This window comes from Bradyrhizobium manausense (genome assembly GCF_018130615.1).
Lineage (GTDB): Bacteria > Pseudomonadota > Alphaproteobacteria > Rhizobiales > Xanthobacteraceae > Bradyrhizobium > Bradyrhizobium manausense_A.
The window spans coordinates 85,258-99,677 of the sequence record NZ_JAFCKB010000004.1 but is presented as its reverse complement, the minus strand read 5'-3'; the positions used below and the strand labels follow the sequence as shown (position 1 = coordinate 99,677).

General features: G+C 64.5%; 11 protein-coding genes and 1 tRNA gene. 8 read left to right on the top strand and 4 right to left on the bottom strand.

The features are described 5' to 3' along the window. Window positions 1-56 precede the first annotated feature (56 nt). Window positions 57-2,114: an ATP-dependent helicase gene (locus tag JQ587_RS09305; protein ID WP_212301642.1), complete on the bottom strand. Its 2,058-nt coding sequence runs from the start codon at window positions 2,112-2,114 to the stop codon at window positions 57-59. A 125-nt stretch (window positions 2,115-2,239) separates the two neighbouring features. On the opposite strand from JQ587_RS09305, the gene JQ587_RS09300 reads away from it, so the two are divergent. After that, entirely contained in the window at window positions 2,240-2,830 is a 591-nt protein-coding gene (locus JQ587_RS09300) for a TMEM175 family protein (RefSeq protein ID WP_212301641.1), read from the top strand. Between the two features lie 9 nt (window positions 2,831-2,839). Here the strand turns inward: JQ587_RS09300 and JQ587_RS09295 are convergent, their stop codons facing one another. After that, a complete protein-coding gene (locus tag JQ587_RS09295) occupies window positions 2,840-3,226 on the bottom strand; it encodes a YciI family protein (protein ID WP_212301640.1) in 387 nt (128 codons plus the stop codon). Between the two features lie 203 nt (window positions 3,227-3,429). On the opposite strand from JQ587_RS09295, the gene JQ587_RS09290 reads away from it, so the two are divergent. Together JQ587_RS09290 and JQ587_RS09285 are read left to right on the top strand one after the other, a co-directional pair. Then, window positions 3,430-3,615 (top strand): hypothetical protein, encoded by a 186-nt coding sequence (locus tag JQ587_RS09290; protein ID WP_212425093.1) that lies wholly within the window; start codon window positions 3,430-3,432, stop codon window positions 3,613-3,615. Between the two features lie 28 nt (window positions 3,616-3,643). After that, window positions 3,644-3,847, top strand: coding sequence for a hypothetical protein (locus JQ587_RS09285; RefSeq protein WP_212425092.1), 204 nt, complete (start codon window positions 3,644-3,646; stop codon window positions 3,845-3,847). Window positions 3,848-3,857: 10 nt separating this feature from the next. Here the strand turns inward: JQ587_RS09285 and JQ587_RS09280 are convergent, their stop codons facing one another. After that, window positions 3,858-4,571: a substrate-binding periplasmic protein gene (locus JQ587_RS09280; protein ID WP_212301637.1), complete on the bottom strand. Its 714-nt coding sequence runs from the start codon at window positions 4,569-4,571 to the stop codon at window positions 3,858-3,860. A 335-nt stretch (window positions 4,572-4,906) separates the two neighbouring features. On the opposite strand from JQ587_RS09280, the gene JQ587_RS09275 reads away from it, so the two are divergent. From JQ587_RS09275 to JQ587_RS09260, 4 genes are all read left to right on the top strand, one after another. Then, window positions 4,907-7,300: an ATP-binding protein gene (locus JQ587_RS09275; RefSeq protein ID WP_212425091.1), complete on the top strand. Its 2,394-nt coding sequence runs from the start codon at window positions 4,907-4,909 to the stop codon at window positions 7,298-7,300. Between the two features lie 344 nt (window positions 7,301-7,644). Continuing rightward, a tRNA-Gly gene (locus tag JQ587_RS09270) sits at window positions 7,645-7,718 on the top strand. A gap of 231 nt (window positions 7,719-7,949) precedes the next feature. Then, window positions 7,950-8,906 (top strand): helix-turn-helix domain-containing protein, encoded by a 957-nt coding sequence (locus tag JQ587_RS09265; RefSeq protein ID WP_212425090.1) that lies wholly within the window; start codon window positions 7,950-7,952, stop codon window positions 8,904-8,906. 111 nt (window positions 8,907-9,017) lie between these two features. Continuing rightward, window positions 9,018-10,271, top strand: coding sequence for an acyl-CoA dehydrogenase family protein (locus tag JQ587_RS09260; RefSeq protein ID WP_212301634.1), 1,254 nt, complete (start codon window positions 9,018-9,020; stop codon window positions 10,269-10,271). 11 nt (window positions 10,272-10,282) lie between these two features. Here the strand turns inward: JQ587_RS09260 and JQ587_RS09255 are convergent, their stop codons facing one another. Next, window positions 10,283-12,658: a glucose/quinate/shikimate family membrane-bound PQQ-dependent dehydrogenase gene (locus tag JQ587_RS09255; protein WP_212425089.1), complete on the bottom strand. Its 2,376-nt coding sequence runs from the start codon at window positions 12,656-12,658 to the stop codon at window positions 10,283-10,285. 248 nt (window positions 12,659-12,906) lie between these two features. On the opposite strand from JQ587_RS09255, the gene xylB reads away from it, so the two are divergent. After that, complete coding sequence (gene xylB, locus JQ587_RS09250) at window positions 12,907-14,352, top strand: xylulokinase (protein WP_212425088.1); 1,446 nt, start codon at window positions 12,907-12,909, stop codon at window positions 14,350-14,352. The last annotated feature ends 68 nt before the right edge of the window (window positions 14,353-14,420 follow it).

The window sequence follows — 14,420 nt, the reverse complement described above, 5'->3', positions numbered from 1 at the left end:
ACCGCGGCCAAGCGACAAGGCTGCTTTCGGAAATGCTCGGTTTCCGTTTGCTCGATCTACCGCCACATCCCCCGCATCCGCGCCCCGATGTCGATCTTCGGTCCTTGCGCGGCGGTGCGGGCCGCGCCCGCGGCGGCCTTCGGCCAGGCGGTGCGGTCGAACAGATAGACCAGCTGCTCCGGGATGAAGCGGGTGCGCGAGGCGTAGACGTGGCGGTCGCCCTTGGTGGCCTGGCCGTGGACGAAGAACCGCTGCGGCACCACGAGATGCAGATCGTCCTTGGCGCGGGTCATCGCGACATAGAGCAGGCGGCGCTCTTCCTCGAGCTCGGCGCTGGTGCCTGCGCCGAGATCCGATGGCATGCAGCCGTCGACGACGTTGAGCACGAACACGGATTTCCACTCCTGGCCCTTGGCGGAGTGGATGGTGGAGAGGATCAGATAGTCCTCGTCACGGAGCGGGGGACCGGATTTGTCGCTGGTCGCATCCGGCGGATCGAGCGTGAGCTCGGTCAAAAATTTCTCGCGCGAGGAATAGCCGCTCGCGATCTGCTCGAGTTGCATCAGGTCGGCGCGGCGTGTTTCGGAATCCTCGTGGATGCGATCGAGATGCGGCTCGTACCAGAGACGGGCGCGCTCGAGGTCCGCCGGCCATTCCGAATAGCGCAGATTCTCGACGGTGCGGACGAAGTCGGTCCAGTCGTCACCCGTGCGGGACGGGGTCGGAAGCTGGCCGAGCGCGTGCAGCGGATCGGTGCTCTCGGCCATCTGGTCCAGCACGCGCTGTGCGGTCGCGGGGCCGATGCCGGGCAAAAGATGCAGGATGCGGAAGCCGGCGACGCGGTCGCGCGGGTTTTCGGCAAAGCGCAGCAAGGCCAGCATGTCCTTGACGTGCGCGGCATCGAGGAACTTCAGTCCGCCGAATTTCACGAAGGGAATGTTGCGGCGGGTGAGCTCGATCTCGAGCGGGCCCGAATGCGAGGAGGTGCGGAACAGCACCGCCTGGTGCTTCAAGAGCGCGCCTTGCTCGCGGTTTGCCAGCACCTGCTCGACGATGTAGCGCGCCTGGTCCGCTTCGTCATGCACGGTGACGAGCTGCGGCTTCTGCCCGGAGCTGCGGTCGGTCCAGAGGTTCTTGGTGAAGCGCTCGCGTGCGAGACCGATGACGCCATTGGCCGCCGCCAGCACGGCTTGCGTCGAGCGGTAATTGCGGTCGAGCGTGATGAGCTCGGCGCGCGGCGAGAAGCTCTGCGGGAAGTCCAGGATGTTGCGAACCGTGGCGGCGCGGAACGAATAGATCGACTGCGCATCGTCGCCGACGACGGTGAGCCCGCGCCCGTCGGGCTTCAGCGCCAGCAGGATCGAGGATTGCAGGCGGTTGGTGTCCTGATATTCGTCGACCAGCACATGATCGAAGCGACCGCCGATCTCGTCCGCGATCAGCGCATCGCTCATCATCTGCGACCAGTACAGCAGGAGATCGTCGTAATCGAGGACGTGCTGGGCCTGCTTGGCCTCGACATAGGCTGCAAACAGTCCTTTCAGCTCGGCCGCCCAGCCAGCGCACCAGGGATAGTGCGCCCCGAGCACCTTCTCGATCTCCATCTCGGCATTGACGCAGCGGGAGTAGATCGACAGGCACGTGCCCTTGGCCGGAAAGCGGCTCTCGGTCTTGGACAGGCCGCGCTCGTGCCGCACCAGGTTCATCAGGTCGGCCGAATCCTCGCGGTCGTGGATGGTGAAGGCGGGATCGACGCCGATCCGTTCGGCATATTCGCGCAGGAGACGCGCGCCGATGCCGTGAAAGGTGCCGGCCCAGGTGAGGGCGTCGCGCATGATCGCGGCGTTGTTCTCGCCCAGCACTTTTCGGGCGATGCGTTCCACGCGTCCGGCCATCTCGGCCGCGGCGCGGCGGGAAAACGTCATCAACAGGATCCGGCGCGGATCGGCGCCTGCGACGATCAGATGCGCGACACGATGGGCAAGCGTGTTGGTCTTGCCGGAGCCGGCGCCGGCAATGACGAGCAGGGGGGCGCCCACGGTCGCGCCATCGGCCACGCCATGCTCCACGGCGCGGCGCTGCTCCGCATTGAGCGTGTCCAGATAGGTCGTCACGAATCGCCCCGGTGAAACCGGCAGAATCAACGATCCCCGGGCGAATCGCAATGCGGCTGGACGGAACCGGATTTAACACCTAGGGAAAACATGGCCCAAAGTTCCAGCCCCAAAAGTGCGCCGGCATGACTGAGCCCAAGCCCGACCAGTTCGAGATGCGACGGTTGGAATCGCTCAGCAACACCATTTTTGGTGTCGCGATGACATTACTCGCTTACGACCTGCCCAAGGCGACGGTGTTCACCAGCGCGCCCGACTGGAGCGATCTCGCGCAGGCTTACTCCGGCAAGCTTGCGGGTTTTGCGCTCAGCTTCATCATCGCGGGCCTGTTCTGGATCAGTCATCACCGCCGGCTCGCGCGTCAGCCTGTCGGCAGTCGTGGCGTGGTGATCCTCAATCTGTTCTTCCTGCTTTCGATCGTGCTGCTGCCGGTGACCAACGGGCTCTACACCAATTATGCCATGAGCAGCGCCGTTGCCGTGCTCTACGGCCTGCACCTCACCGCGATTGCAGGTCTCAATGCCTGGCTGTGGTGGACGATCCTGGGCGGCCGGCGGCGTGAGACCATGGCCTCGCTGTTTCCGCTGCTCGTATTCATTCCGGGTACGATCGTGGCGGCATTCGCGCCGCACGTCGCGCCGTTCCTGTGGTTCATTGCCTTCGGCGGGCTCCTGATCCGGCGCTTTTACGGGACACCGGGCGAGCAGGATGCGTAGACCACGTGCTTATTTGCCCGTCTTTGTCGCGCCGAACCCATCGGCCGGCACGTAAAGCTTGACCGGTCGAATTTCGTAGACCGCCGACGGATTGACCTCGCGCAGCTTCCGCGCCGCCGCGATTGCCTCGTCATCCGTGTCGTATTCGACGAGGTGAAAGCCCAAAAGCTGCTCCTTGGTCTCGGCAAACGGCCCGTCCAGCACGATGCCCGCGCCGGGGCCACGCAAGGTGTGCGCCTTTCTCGTGTCGTCCAGACGAGCGGCCGGCCCAAGGTGTCCGCTTGCCCTGAGGGGCGCCTGCACCTCGATGACCTTCGCCACGACCGCGGCGTCCTCCTGCGGCGTCCACGACAAAAGCTCGTTCTCCACGTGGTAGGCCAGGATCGCGTAAAGCATCTTCACCTCGTTTGTTCTTGGGCGCGCAGCCCGAAGGACGTATGACCGCCGCGGATACCGACAATCCCGGAGACTAAAATATTGCGTCGCAAATGTGCGATGAAACCGTCCTGAAACCCGATTGCCGCCTTCGGGGATGAACGCCGTCCGGAGAAGGGGCGACTGATGGCCACAAGAACAGTTGAGGCTCATCGGAGGCGGCAATGTCGGGTCAGACCATCAAGATCATCTGCGATGCACGGCGGGCAGGGAAGTCGGAGCCCACTGATCTGCACGACCAGGCGGGCCATCACCGCTACTACGGCAGTTCCGTCGAGACTGGCGGCGAGCGCATCGTGGAGAGCCGCCGCGGCAAGCGCCCCTCCATGTTCGCGATTTTCGGCTTTTGAGTTTCGCCGGGCGAAACGGCGCGCAAGAATGAATATCCTGCAATTTGCGATCGCAGCGCTGCCGTTCCTGCTCTCGCTCGCCAGCCGAACCGGCAAGGCGATCGCACCCTGCCTGCTCACGAGCATCCTCACCGTGCTTCTGGGCGGTGACCCCCACCGGGCGGTCGTGGCCTGGTGCGTCGGCGTGCTGATCGCCGCCGTCGCCGTGCGGGAGCGGCTTCGCACGCTCTGAGCCGGCCCTGTCAGGGTGCGCTCAGAACCTGTTTGACGAGGGTCTCGCGCAGCGCCGCCAGTTCGCCGCTCGCTTCCATCTGCGCGATCACTTGTCCAACCTTCGGCACGAGGTCGCGGTGGCGCTCGTGCAGGTAATGATAGATGCGGATGCGCTCGAGCGGCGGGGAGAGCGGATAAATCCTGGCCTGCAGATTGAGCTTGCGAACGGCGACCAGTCCGCTGAAGAGGTCGGTGACCATCACGTCGAAACGATCGGCATCGAGCATCTTGATCATGCTCTCGAGGCTCGTGGTCGCGGTGACGTGGTCCATGCCGCGCGTGCCTGCCTCCGACGAGCCGACGCCGCGGACGATGCCGATGCTGTAGTTTCTGATCGAATTCCAGCCGTCCACGTCGAAATGAAGCTTTGTGGCGAACACGGCGGGTTCGATGTAATTGATCGCGGGCGTCACCTGAAGCAGCGTCGGGTATTCGCGCGACAGCGTTCCGATCCGCTGGATTTCGCCGTCCACCTCGCCGGCACTCGACAGCGCCAGCGCCCGCTTGCCGGGGACGTCCTCGAATTCGAGCTTGATGTTCAGCTTGGCATAGACGGCCCGCAGCATCTCGCCGCCGACATATTGATCCGGGATATCGGCGATCCGCGCCAGCCGGATCACCGACTGCGCGTGGGTCGAGCCGGCTGCGAACAGCGACAGGCAGACGACGACTATCCGCCACATGGGGCGCCTCTCTGCTCGGTTCCTGCTACCATTGGGTTTTGGTATCCGCGCGATCTACCGGAGATGGCAAGGGCGCGGAGTCATCATGCTCACTCTTCGCCGGCCACGCAGGCGACTCCGGATTTCACCGGTGTCATTCTAGCATGCGAAGTGGTAGCTTGCGCGAGAATCCTGCTGCTGGGCGCAAGATATGACCCCACCGACCTCAGATCGCCCAAGGGCCGACAGGATTGCTGCGCGCATGGCGTGCTGAGGAAGAATCAAAACCGTCGTGTTGCGCGCAGCTGCGACCGGCAGGCCGAAGAGAGGTGTCGCCATTTTCCGGGACGGGGTGCATGGGCAACGCAGGTGACGAGAATCCCGATCGCAGCCGCGCTGTTGCGCCCGCCGCTGCGAAGCAGGATTTGAGCGGCATCGGAACCGCGTTCACGTCCCCGATGCTGGGGGCGCTGCTGTCGCGGATCTTCAACTGGTCGCGGAGCGGCATCGGGCCGCGCCTGCTGGCCGCCGTGTTGCTGTTCTCCTCGATCGTGACGCTGACATTGACCGCGCTCCAGCTTTATCTGGACTACGATCGCGAAGTCGGCGTGATCGCGACGCGACTCGAGGAGATCGGCCGCAGCACCACGGACAGCCTCGGCGAAAGCCTGTGGAATCTCGACCAGAACCAGCTCAAGCTCCAGCTCGATGGTATCCTGCGATTGCCCGGTATGCGTGCCGCCGAGGTCCGCGAAATTGCCGATCGCCCCAATCCCATCCGTGTCGCCGTCGGCGGCCGAAGCAGCCGCTCGGTCGTGACGCGCGACTATCCCCTGACCACCACCGCGCAGGGCGCCGTGCGCACCATCGGCGTGCTGCATGTCGAGGCGACGCTGAGCGATGTCTATCAGCAATTGCTGAACCGGGCCCTGGTCATCCTGGCAAGCCAGGCAGCAAAGACATTCGTCGTCTCGCTGTTCATCATCTACGTGGTCCACATTCTGGTGACGCGGCATCTGGTCGCCATCGCCGAGTTCGTCAGCAGATACAGTCTGGCGCGACCGACGCCGCCTTTGCATCTGGAGCGGCGACCGTCCTACGATCCCGACGAGCTGGACAAGGTGGTCGACGCGTTCAACGCGATGTGCGTCAATCTCGGTCATGCCTATGGCGAGCTGCGCGAGGCCAATGCGAATCTCGAACGTGATCTGAAGATCCGCCGTCGCGCCGAAGAGGATGCGCGCGCGAGCGAGCAGCGCTTCCGCGACTATGCCGAGACCGCATCCGACTGGTTCTGGGAGACCGGGCCGGATCATCGGTTCACCTACATCTCCGACCGGGTCAGCGCATTCGGCATGGACAAGGCCATGATCGGCAAGCGTCGCACCGATGCCGCCTTCGATCGCGATGCGGAACAAGAGAAATGGCGCGCGCACATGGCGATGCTGGATCGCCACGAACCGTTCCGGAAGTTCGAGTATCGCGGCCGCGATGCGGCGGGACGCCTGCATCATTTCAGCGTCAGCGGCCAGCCGATCTTTGCCGAGGACGGGCGTTTCATGGGCTATCGCGGCTCGGCCACCGATCTCACGGCGCAGCACGAGACCGAGGAGCGGCTTCGCCAGTCCCAGAAAATGGATGCGATCGGCCAGCTCACCGGCGGGGTCGCGCACGACTTCAACAACGTGCTCACCGTCATCACCGGCACCATCGAGATCATTCAGGAAGGGCTTGCAGACCAGCCTGAGCTCGCCGCGATCGCCCAGCTGATCGACGATGCGGCCTCGCGCGGTGCCGAGATCACGTCGCAGCTTCTGACCTTCGCGCGGCGCCAGCCGCTGGAGCCGCGCGAGATCGACGTCAACGCTCTTGTGGTCGAGACCGCGAAGCTGTTGCGGCCGATCCTCGGCGAACATGTCGAGATCGTGACCCGGCTCGCGGATGATGCGTGGCCGGCCATGGCCGATCCGTCGCAGCTTTCGTCGGCGATCGTCAATCTCGCGGTCAATGCGCGTGATGCGATGCCGGATGGCGGTAGGCTCACGCTCGAGACCGCAAACCGGGAGCTCGAAGGCACTGGCGATAGCGATGCAGGCTCCTATGTCATGGTCGCCGTCGCCGACGCCGGCCACGGCATTCCGGCCGACGTCCGCGACCGCGTATTCGAGCCGTTCTTCACCACCAAGGGGGTCGGCCGCGGCACCGGGCTGGGGCTGAGCATGGTCTACGGCTTCGTCAAGCAGACCGGCGGCACGGTCGCGATCGAGAGCGAGGAGGGTCGCGGCACGGTGGTACGGCTGTTTCTGCCGCGATCAGCAGGCGTGGCGGCGGTGAGGACCGCCCCGGTGCAGGCGCCAGCGCCGGCGCACGGGCGCGAGACCATCCTCGTGGTCGAGGACGACCCGCTCGTGCAGGGCTATGTCATCGCCCAGCTCGGCAGCCTTGGCTATCGCACCTTGACTGCCGGCGATGGCGCGAGCGCGCTTGCGCTGGTCGACCAGGGCGCGAGCTTCGACCTCCTGTTCACCGACATCATCATGCCCGGCGGCATGAACGGGCGGGAATTGGCCGAGGCGGTGCGGCTCCGCCGGCCGGGCGTGCGGGTGCTCTACACCTCCGGCTATACCGACAATGCCATCGTCCACGAGGGACATCTCGATCCCGGCGTGGCGCTGCTCCGGAAGCCGTACCGAAAGGCTGACCTGTCGCAGAAGATTCGCGAGATGTTCGCCGCCGACGGATCGCTCTGAGCGGTCCGCGTGATGCCGCGAAAAAAAAGGGCCCTGCCAAAGCAAAGGCGCGGCGGGCAGTCGCCCGTCGCGCCCGATTTCTTGCTCGCTGGTCCAGGGCTGAGAGCGCCCCGATGCCAAGCCTTTGGTCAAAGCCTAGCGGGCGATCCCAGCGAGGTGACAGCGCTTGAGATAAGACACTGGATCACCTCCTTTCGTTGGTTTCGGGACCCTCAATATAGGGCTAAATCGCCGCGCCGTTAAGGGGGCGTGCCCGGAGGCGGGAACAAGTCCCTCGACGAGGCGGGAAAGACCGGTCCGGAGCAGTTGAGACCGCCGCCCGGCCGTGTTAGGGAGCCCCTGTCGCGGGTGTAGCTCAATGGTAGAGCAGCAGCCTTCCAAGCTGAATACGAGGGTTCGATTCCCTTCACCCGCTCCAATCCCTCCAATCTCTTAGCCGGTCGGGCGCGGCCCGATCCGACGAGCTTCGACAAGCAATTCCCATCTCACCTGATTGCTCGACGATCCCTGCGTGGACAACGGCAGCCCCGGGGGCAATGGTCGGGTCCCTTATCCTGCCACCCACAGCAAGGAGTTCGTCGCATCCGGATCGGAGTGGCGCTAGTATTGCATGATCGGGCAGACGATGGCGTCTGCGGGAGGTGGCCTGATGAAGATCTGGAACACCGAGGAGTTGCCCGAGCACGAGCAGTTTGCCTATTGGCGCGAGGTGCTCTGTGAGGCCTTTGTTACGCTGAGACCCGAGCGGCCGCGTGGCCAGAATTCGCGCCGGTTTCCCAGCCGCGTCACGGCCCATCCGCTGTCCACCATCAACGTGACGACGGTTCAGTCGAAGGCCCACCATGTCATCCGGGGGGACTCGGAAATCAGGAAGTCGCCGCACGAGGTTTATTTCGTCAATCTTCAATTGGCCGGCCGATGCCGGTACGAGACGGAAGGCCGCGAAACGATTGTCGGACCGAACGAGTTTGCCGTGGTCGACTCGACCCGGCCTTACTTCCTGGATTTCATCGACGACTGGAACGTGCTCTCGTTTCGCATTCCGCGGCACATGTTGCGGCCGCTGTTGCGGGCGCCCGACTGCTCGACGGGCATCTGCGTGTCCAGCCGTCAGGCGCTCGGTCAGATCACGGTCGACTTTCTGAAGTCCCTTGCCCTGCGCGTCGCGGATCTGCCGCCGGAAGCGCTCGAGCCGCTGGCGGGCGATCTCGTCAATCTGACGGCGCTGTCGCTCGGCGCAACCGAGGAAGCGCGAACGGCGCGGCGTCAATCCATCCGGCGCGGGCTCCACCTTACCATCATGAAGTTCGTCGAAACCAATCTGGCCGATCCGCAGCTGTCGGCGACGTCTGTTGCGTCGCATTTTGGAATTTCGATCCGCTATCTTCACAGGCTGTTCGAGGAGAGTGACAAGTCGTTCGGGCAGGTCGTCCTGGAGCGCAGGCTGCTCCGCTGCGCGGACGATCTCGGCGCGTCGGCGGACGGGCGCATTTCCGATGTGGCGTTCCGTTGGGGCTTTGGCGACATCTCGCATTTCAACAAGAGCTTCCGTCAGCGCTTCGGATCCTCGCCGCGCGCTTATCGGCACAGGCAACAGCCGGATTAGCCTCGCTTCCAGAGTGCACTCCAGACCAACTATTTGGTCGCATCTCGCCAAGAATGGTCACGCCCGCAATGTCAGAATTGCGCAGCGGTCATTCCACGGGGAGAAGCGGCCATGGGTATCGATTTCAGGCTCAGCGAAGATCAAATTGCGCTTCGCGACGGCGCGCGCGCGTTTGCAAGAGGAGTGCTCAAGGATGTGCGGCCGACGATCCGGAAATACGCCAAGCCGGATGAACGGTTCTATGCGATCAGGCCGTTTCACAAGCAGGGTGTCGATGCAGGTTTCGTCAAAGGGCTGATCCCGAAGGAGTTCGGCGGCACGGACATCCCGACGCTCGATTTTGCGCTTGCCGCGGAAGAGCTGTGCGTCGTCGACGTCAACGTGCCGAGCGCGATGCTTGGAACCGGGCTGTGCCTCAAGCCCGTCAGCATGTTCGGCACGGAGGAGCAAAAGCGGCGTTTCCTTCCCGACTTCGTCGCGGACGGATCGTTGCTCGGTGCGCTGGCCTTCACCGAGGTGACGGGTGGCGCCAATTTCGATGCGCCAGATCCGCGATTTGGCGTCAAGACCTTCGCGATCAGGGAGGGCGATGATTGGGTCATCAATGGTGAAAAGCACTACACCACGAACGGCACCGGCTGGGACGGCAAGAACTGCCATCTCTACGCCGTGGTCTGCCGAACCGATCCGAACAAGGGCGCCCAGGACTCGCTGGCCGTGATCATGGTCCCCGGCAGCGCGCCAGGGGTGAAGGTGACGGGGCTTCTGGATACGTCGGGGCACCGGGCGACGATTTCCCCGCGCATGACGTTCGAAAACGTGCGCGTTCCCGCCGGCAACATTCTCGGCAAGCCGGGCGACGGCATCGAAATCGTTTCGACGAACTTCGCCTGGACCGCCGCGCTGATCGGCGCGGCCTGCGTCGGCGTGATGCGCGCCGCTTTCGAGCACGCCGTCGAATTCGCCAGGAAGGACGCCCGCTCCGGACCGCACCCGATCATCGAGTATTCGACAGTCGGATACATGCTCGCGGACATGAAAATGAAGATCGAGGCATGCCGCTACATGACCTGGAAAGCCTGCCAGCAATACGATCTGTCCAGGGGCAGGGAGCACGAGCTCGCCGTGATGACAAAGGTGTTCTGCTCCGAGACCTGCGTCGAGGTCGTCTATGATGCGATGCGGCTGGTCGGCGTCGACAGCTATACCGACATGCACCCGCTGGCCGAGTTGATGAATGATGCCATGTGCTTCCCGCTCTACGATGGTGGCAACATGGGCGCACGCCGCAGAAACCTGCACAGCATCATCAAGAGCCCGTCCTACAACTCGCTGACGGCGCCCTATGGGACGTTCGCGGGCTGATCGTTCCTGGCTCAATCCTTCAAGGCGTAGGCGATGACGTAGTCGCCGCGCTTGGTGCCGAACGAGCCGTGGCCGCCGGCCGCGGTGACGACATATTGCTTGCCGTCCACCTCGTAGCTCATCGGCGTCGATTGGGCGCCGGCCGGCAAGCGGTCCTCCCAGAGCACCTTGCCGTTGCGCACGTCGTAAGCGCGGATCGTGTATTCGTAGGTCCCGGTGTAGAACGCGACGCCGCCCGCGGTCGTGATCGGCCCCCCCAGCATCGGCACGCCCATCCTGAAAGGCAGCGGCAGTGGCGTGGTATCCCGGATGGTGCCGTTCGGATGCTGCCAGATGATCTTCATCGTCTTCAGATCGATCGCCGCCATCGAGCCCCAGGGCGGCCGGTAGCACGGCACGGAGAGCGGCGAGAGGAAGCTCCAGATCTCCACCCCGAATGGCGTGCCATACATCGGCTGCGTCCCGACCTCGCTGCCGACCGGCTTCTCGGCCGTCGGCGCCGGAGGATTTTGGGGTCCGCGCGGCATGAGCCTTGAAGCGAAGGGCAGCGACATCGGGTTGGCGATGGCGATCTGTCTCACCGGATCGACCGCGATGCCGCCCCACTCGAACATGCCGAGATTGCCGGGAAAGACGAGCGTGCCCTGCAACGATGGCGGCGTGAACGTGCCCTCATAGCGCAGCCTGTGGAACATGATCCGGCACAGCAACTGGTCGAAGAGCGTGCCGCCCCACATGTCCGCGCCGGTCAGTTTCGCCTCGGGGCGGAATGTCAGCTCGGAGAAAGGTTGTGTCGGCGCGGTACGGTCGCCGGGCGCGGCCCCTTGCGGCACGGCCCGCTCCGGCGCCGGCACGATCAGCTCGCCGGTCCTGCGATCGAGCACGAAGATGTTGCCCACCTTGGTCGGTTGAATGATCGCAGGAACGACGCCCTTGGCCGTGCTCACATCGACGAGGCTCGGCTGCGAGGGAACGTCCATGTCCCAGAGGTCGTGATGCACCGTCTGGTACGACCAGACGCGCTTGCCGGTGTTGACGTCGAGCGCGACGATCGAGCTGGAATAGCGCTCGACCAGCGCATTGCGATTGCCGCCCCAGATGTCGGGCCCGTTATTGCCGGTGGGGATGTAGACGAGGTTCAATTTCGGGTCGAACGAGGCCGCAATCCACGAATTCGGCGAACCGTTGGTGTAGTGCCGCGTCGGCGACGGCAGCTCGTTCTCGTCCGCCGCGCCGGAGTCCCAGACCCAAACCAGCCTGCCGGTGTAGACGTCGAAGCCGCGGATCACGCCCGAGGGCACGTCGACTCCGTAATTGTCGATCACTGCGGCGGCGACGACCAGAATCTTGTCGCTGACGACCGGCGGTGACGTCGGCTCGAAGAAGCCCGCCGTCTTGATCCCCATGCCTTGCTGCAGGTCGAGGCTGCCGTGATCGCCAAAATTCTCGCAGAGCTTGCCGCTGTCGGCATCGACGGCGATCATGCGGCCGTCGTTGACGGGCAGGAAGATCCGTCGGGGACATTCGGCGGGCGCGGGAGTGCCACTGCTGTCGACGGCGCCGGCCGCGGTCTCGTGGTAGGAGACCCCGCGGCAGGTCATGTGCTGGAACGTCTTGTTGAACACCAGCTTGGGATCGTATCGCCAACGTTCCTTGCCGGTCCTGGCGTCGAGCGCAAACAGCACCTGGTGCTGCGAGCAGAGATAGAGCGTGTCGCGCACCTTGATCGGCGTGACCTCGAACGTCGTCTCGCCGGAATCCTCCGGCGTCGGCACGTCGCCGGTGCGGAAAGTCCAGGCGACCTGGAGCTTGCCGATATTGTCGGGCGTGATCTGCTTCAGCGGCGAATAGCGCTGTCCGAATTGCGTTCGTCCATAGGCGCGCCAATCGGCATCCGGCTGAGGATCGGCGTCGCTTTGCGGCACGGCCGCCGCCTGCTGGGCGATCGTGCCGTTGATGTCGTGGTAGCTCGACATCAGCGCGATGATAAGGGCGACGGACGACGCGGCGACGCCGATCCAGAGCGGCAGTGTCGCGCTGCGGTAGGAGGCCGGCTGGTCTCGCACCAACCCGCGAACGATCACCGGCGTCAGCAACCAGAGCGCCATGGGGACGACAATGTCGCCGCGCGATGCGAGCGGCCACCAGTCGAATTGCACTTCTGAGACGGCCCATCCCAGCGTGCCGACCAGCACGATCGCAAACAGCCATAGCGCTGAGCGGCACTGCGCCAGCAACAATGCGCCGGTGGCAAGGATGCCGACACCGAGAACGACGTAGAAGATGGATCCCCCCAATGCCGCAAGCCAGAGGCCGCCGCCCGCGAGCACCAGGCCGATCACGGCGTAGACGAAACCCGTGATAAAGACGGCCCTGGATCGCTGCATGGCTGCTCCGGCGCGGCAAGGGGACCAAGCCTGTGCAAACGCGACAGACGGTGCTCGCTTTCCATCACTGTGGTCCAATCAACCACAGCTGGCAACCTGCAACCGCCGCGCCGGTTGCAATATCCGCGCGCAAAATGTTGCGATCTGATGTGATAGTACCTTGTCCGCGATCGTGCGCTCATTGGACGCGATCGCAGTTGCGGGCCACGTTCGCAGCGGCCGCTGAACCCACGGGAACCACATCCGCCATGTATCTTGGCATCGACCTCGGCACTTCCGCAGTCAAGACGGTCCTCGTCGACGACGCCCAGCGCGTGATTGCAAGCGAGAGCAGGGCTCTGACGATAGCCTCGCCGCAGCCTGGCTTTTTCGAGCAGGATCCCGCGCAGTGGCTCGAAGCGACCTTTGCTACGCTGGACGCTTTGAAGGCATCGCACGGAAAAGAGCTGGCGGCGGTTGAAGGCATCGGATTGTCCGGCCAGATGCATGGCGCGGTGTTGCTCGATGCGAGCGACAGGCCGTTGCGGCCCTGCATCCTCTGGAACGACGGGCGATCCGCCGCGGAGTGCCGCATCCTGGAGCAGCGCTGGCCTGCCTTGCGCGCGACGACCGGCAACAAGGCGATGCCCGGCTTCACGGCGCCAAAACTGCTCTGGATCGCGACACATGAGCCGGAGATTTTCGCGGCGACTAAGCGCGTCCTGATGCCGAAGGCGTATCTGCGGCTGGTGCTGACAGGCGAGGCGATCGAGGACGTCTCGGACGCATCGGGATCGCTGTGGCTGGACGCCGCGCGCCGGGATTGGTCGGATGCCGCATTGGCTGCAACTGGCCTGTCGCGCGCGCACATGCCCCGTCTGGTCGAAGGATGCGCGCCGGCGGCAACGCTCCGGAGCGAATTCGCACAGCGCTGGGGTATGGCGAGGCGTCCGATGATCGCGGGCGGCGCCGGAGACAATCCGGCGGGCGCCATCGGAATCGGCGCGATCAGGCCTGGAACTGCGTTTATCTCGCTGGGAACTTCGGGCGCGTTGTTGGCGCCGACCAACCACATTGCCGCCAACCCGGATCGCGTGGTCCACACGTTCTGCCACGCGATTCCCGGCATGTGGATTCAAGCCGGCGCGATCCTCTCGGCGGCGTCATGCCTGGCCTGGGCCGCACGATTGTTCGGCGTCACTGAAGCCGAGCTACTGGTGCCGCTGGGCTCCCGCCCGCAGGCGCCCTCTGCGGTGAGCTTCCTGCCTTATCTTGCGGGCGAGCGGACGCCGCACGACGATCCCGTCGTGCGCGGCATGCTCGATGGTCTGAGCCACGGCACGGACCGCACGGCGATTGTTCAGGCGGTGCTCGAGGGCGTTGCCTTCGCGCTTGCGGATTGCCGCGACGCGCTGGGCGATGCCGGCATCGTGGTGGCGGAAGCCGATGTCATCGGCGGAGGCTCGCGGTCCCGGTTCTGGCTGTCGGTGCTGGCCAATGTCCTCAATCTTCCGATTCATCGCTTTGCCGACGGTGAAACCGGAGCGGCGTTCGGTGCGGCGAGATTGGGGCGGCTTGCTGTCACCGGCGAGGCAATCGAAGCCGTCTGTACGCCGCCGCAACGCGTCGAGACTTTCGCGCCCGATCGCGGGCTGGCCGAAGCCTATGCCGAACGACTTCCCGCCTGGCGTGGGTTGTACCGGCCGAGCCTCTAGCATCGCTTTCGCTGTTGCCCTGTGCGACGGCCTTTTGTTTAATGCGCGAACCGCGTCTGAAAAAAGAG

Excerpts from the sequence above, each read along its gene's own strand:
- JQ587_RS09255 (WP_212425089.1), bottom strand. The coding sequence starts at position 12,658 with ATGCAGCGATCCAGGGCCGTCTTTATCACGGGTTTCGTCTACGCCGTG.
- JQ587_RS09290 (WP_212425093.1), top strand. The coding sequence starts at position 3,430 with ATGTCGGGTCAGACCATCAAGATCATCTGCGATGCACGGCGGGCAGGG.
- xylB (WP_212425088.1), top strand. The coding sequence starts at position 12,907 with ATGTATCTTGGCATCGACCTCGGCACTTCCGCAGTCAAGACGGTCCTC.
- JQ587_RS09300 (WP_212301641.1), top strand. The coding sequence starts at position 2,240 with ATGACTGAGCCCAAGCCCGACCAGTTCGAGATGCGACGGTTGGAATCG.
- JQ587_RS09265 (WP_212425090.1), top strand. The coding sequence starts at position 7,950 with ATGAAGATCTGGAACACCGAGGAGTTGCCCGAGCACGAGCAGTTTGCC.
- JQ587_RS09260 (WP_212301634.1), top strand. The coding sequence starts at position 9,018 with ATGGGTATCGATTTCAGGCTCAGCGAAGATCAAATTGCGCTTCGCGAC.
- JQ587_RS09280 (WP_212301637.1), bottom strand. The coding sequence starts at position 4,571 with ATGTGGCGGATAGTCGTCGTCTGCCTGTCGCTGTTCGCAGCCGGCTCG.
- JQ587_RS09275 (WP_212425091.1), top strand. The coding sequence starts at position 4,907 with ATGGGCAACGCAGGTGACGAGAATCCCGATCGCAGCCGCGCTGTTGCG.
- JQ587_RS09295 (WP_212301640.1), bottom strand. The coding sequence starts at position 3,226 with ATGCTTTACGCGATCCTGGCCTACCACGTGGAGAACGAGCTTTTGTCG.
- JQ587_RS09285 (WP_212425092.1), top strand. The coding sequence starts at position 3,644 with ATGAATATCCTGCAATTTGCGATCGCAGCGCTGCCGTTCCTGCTCTCG.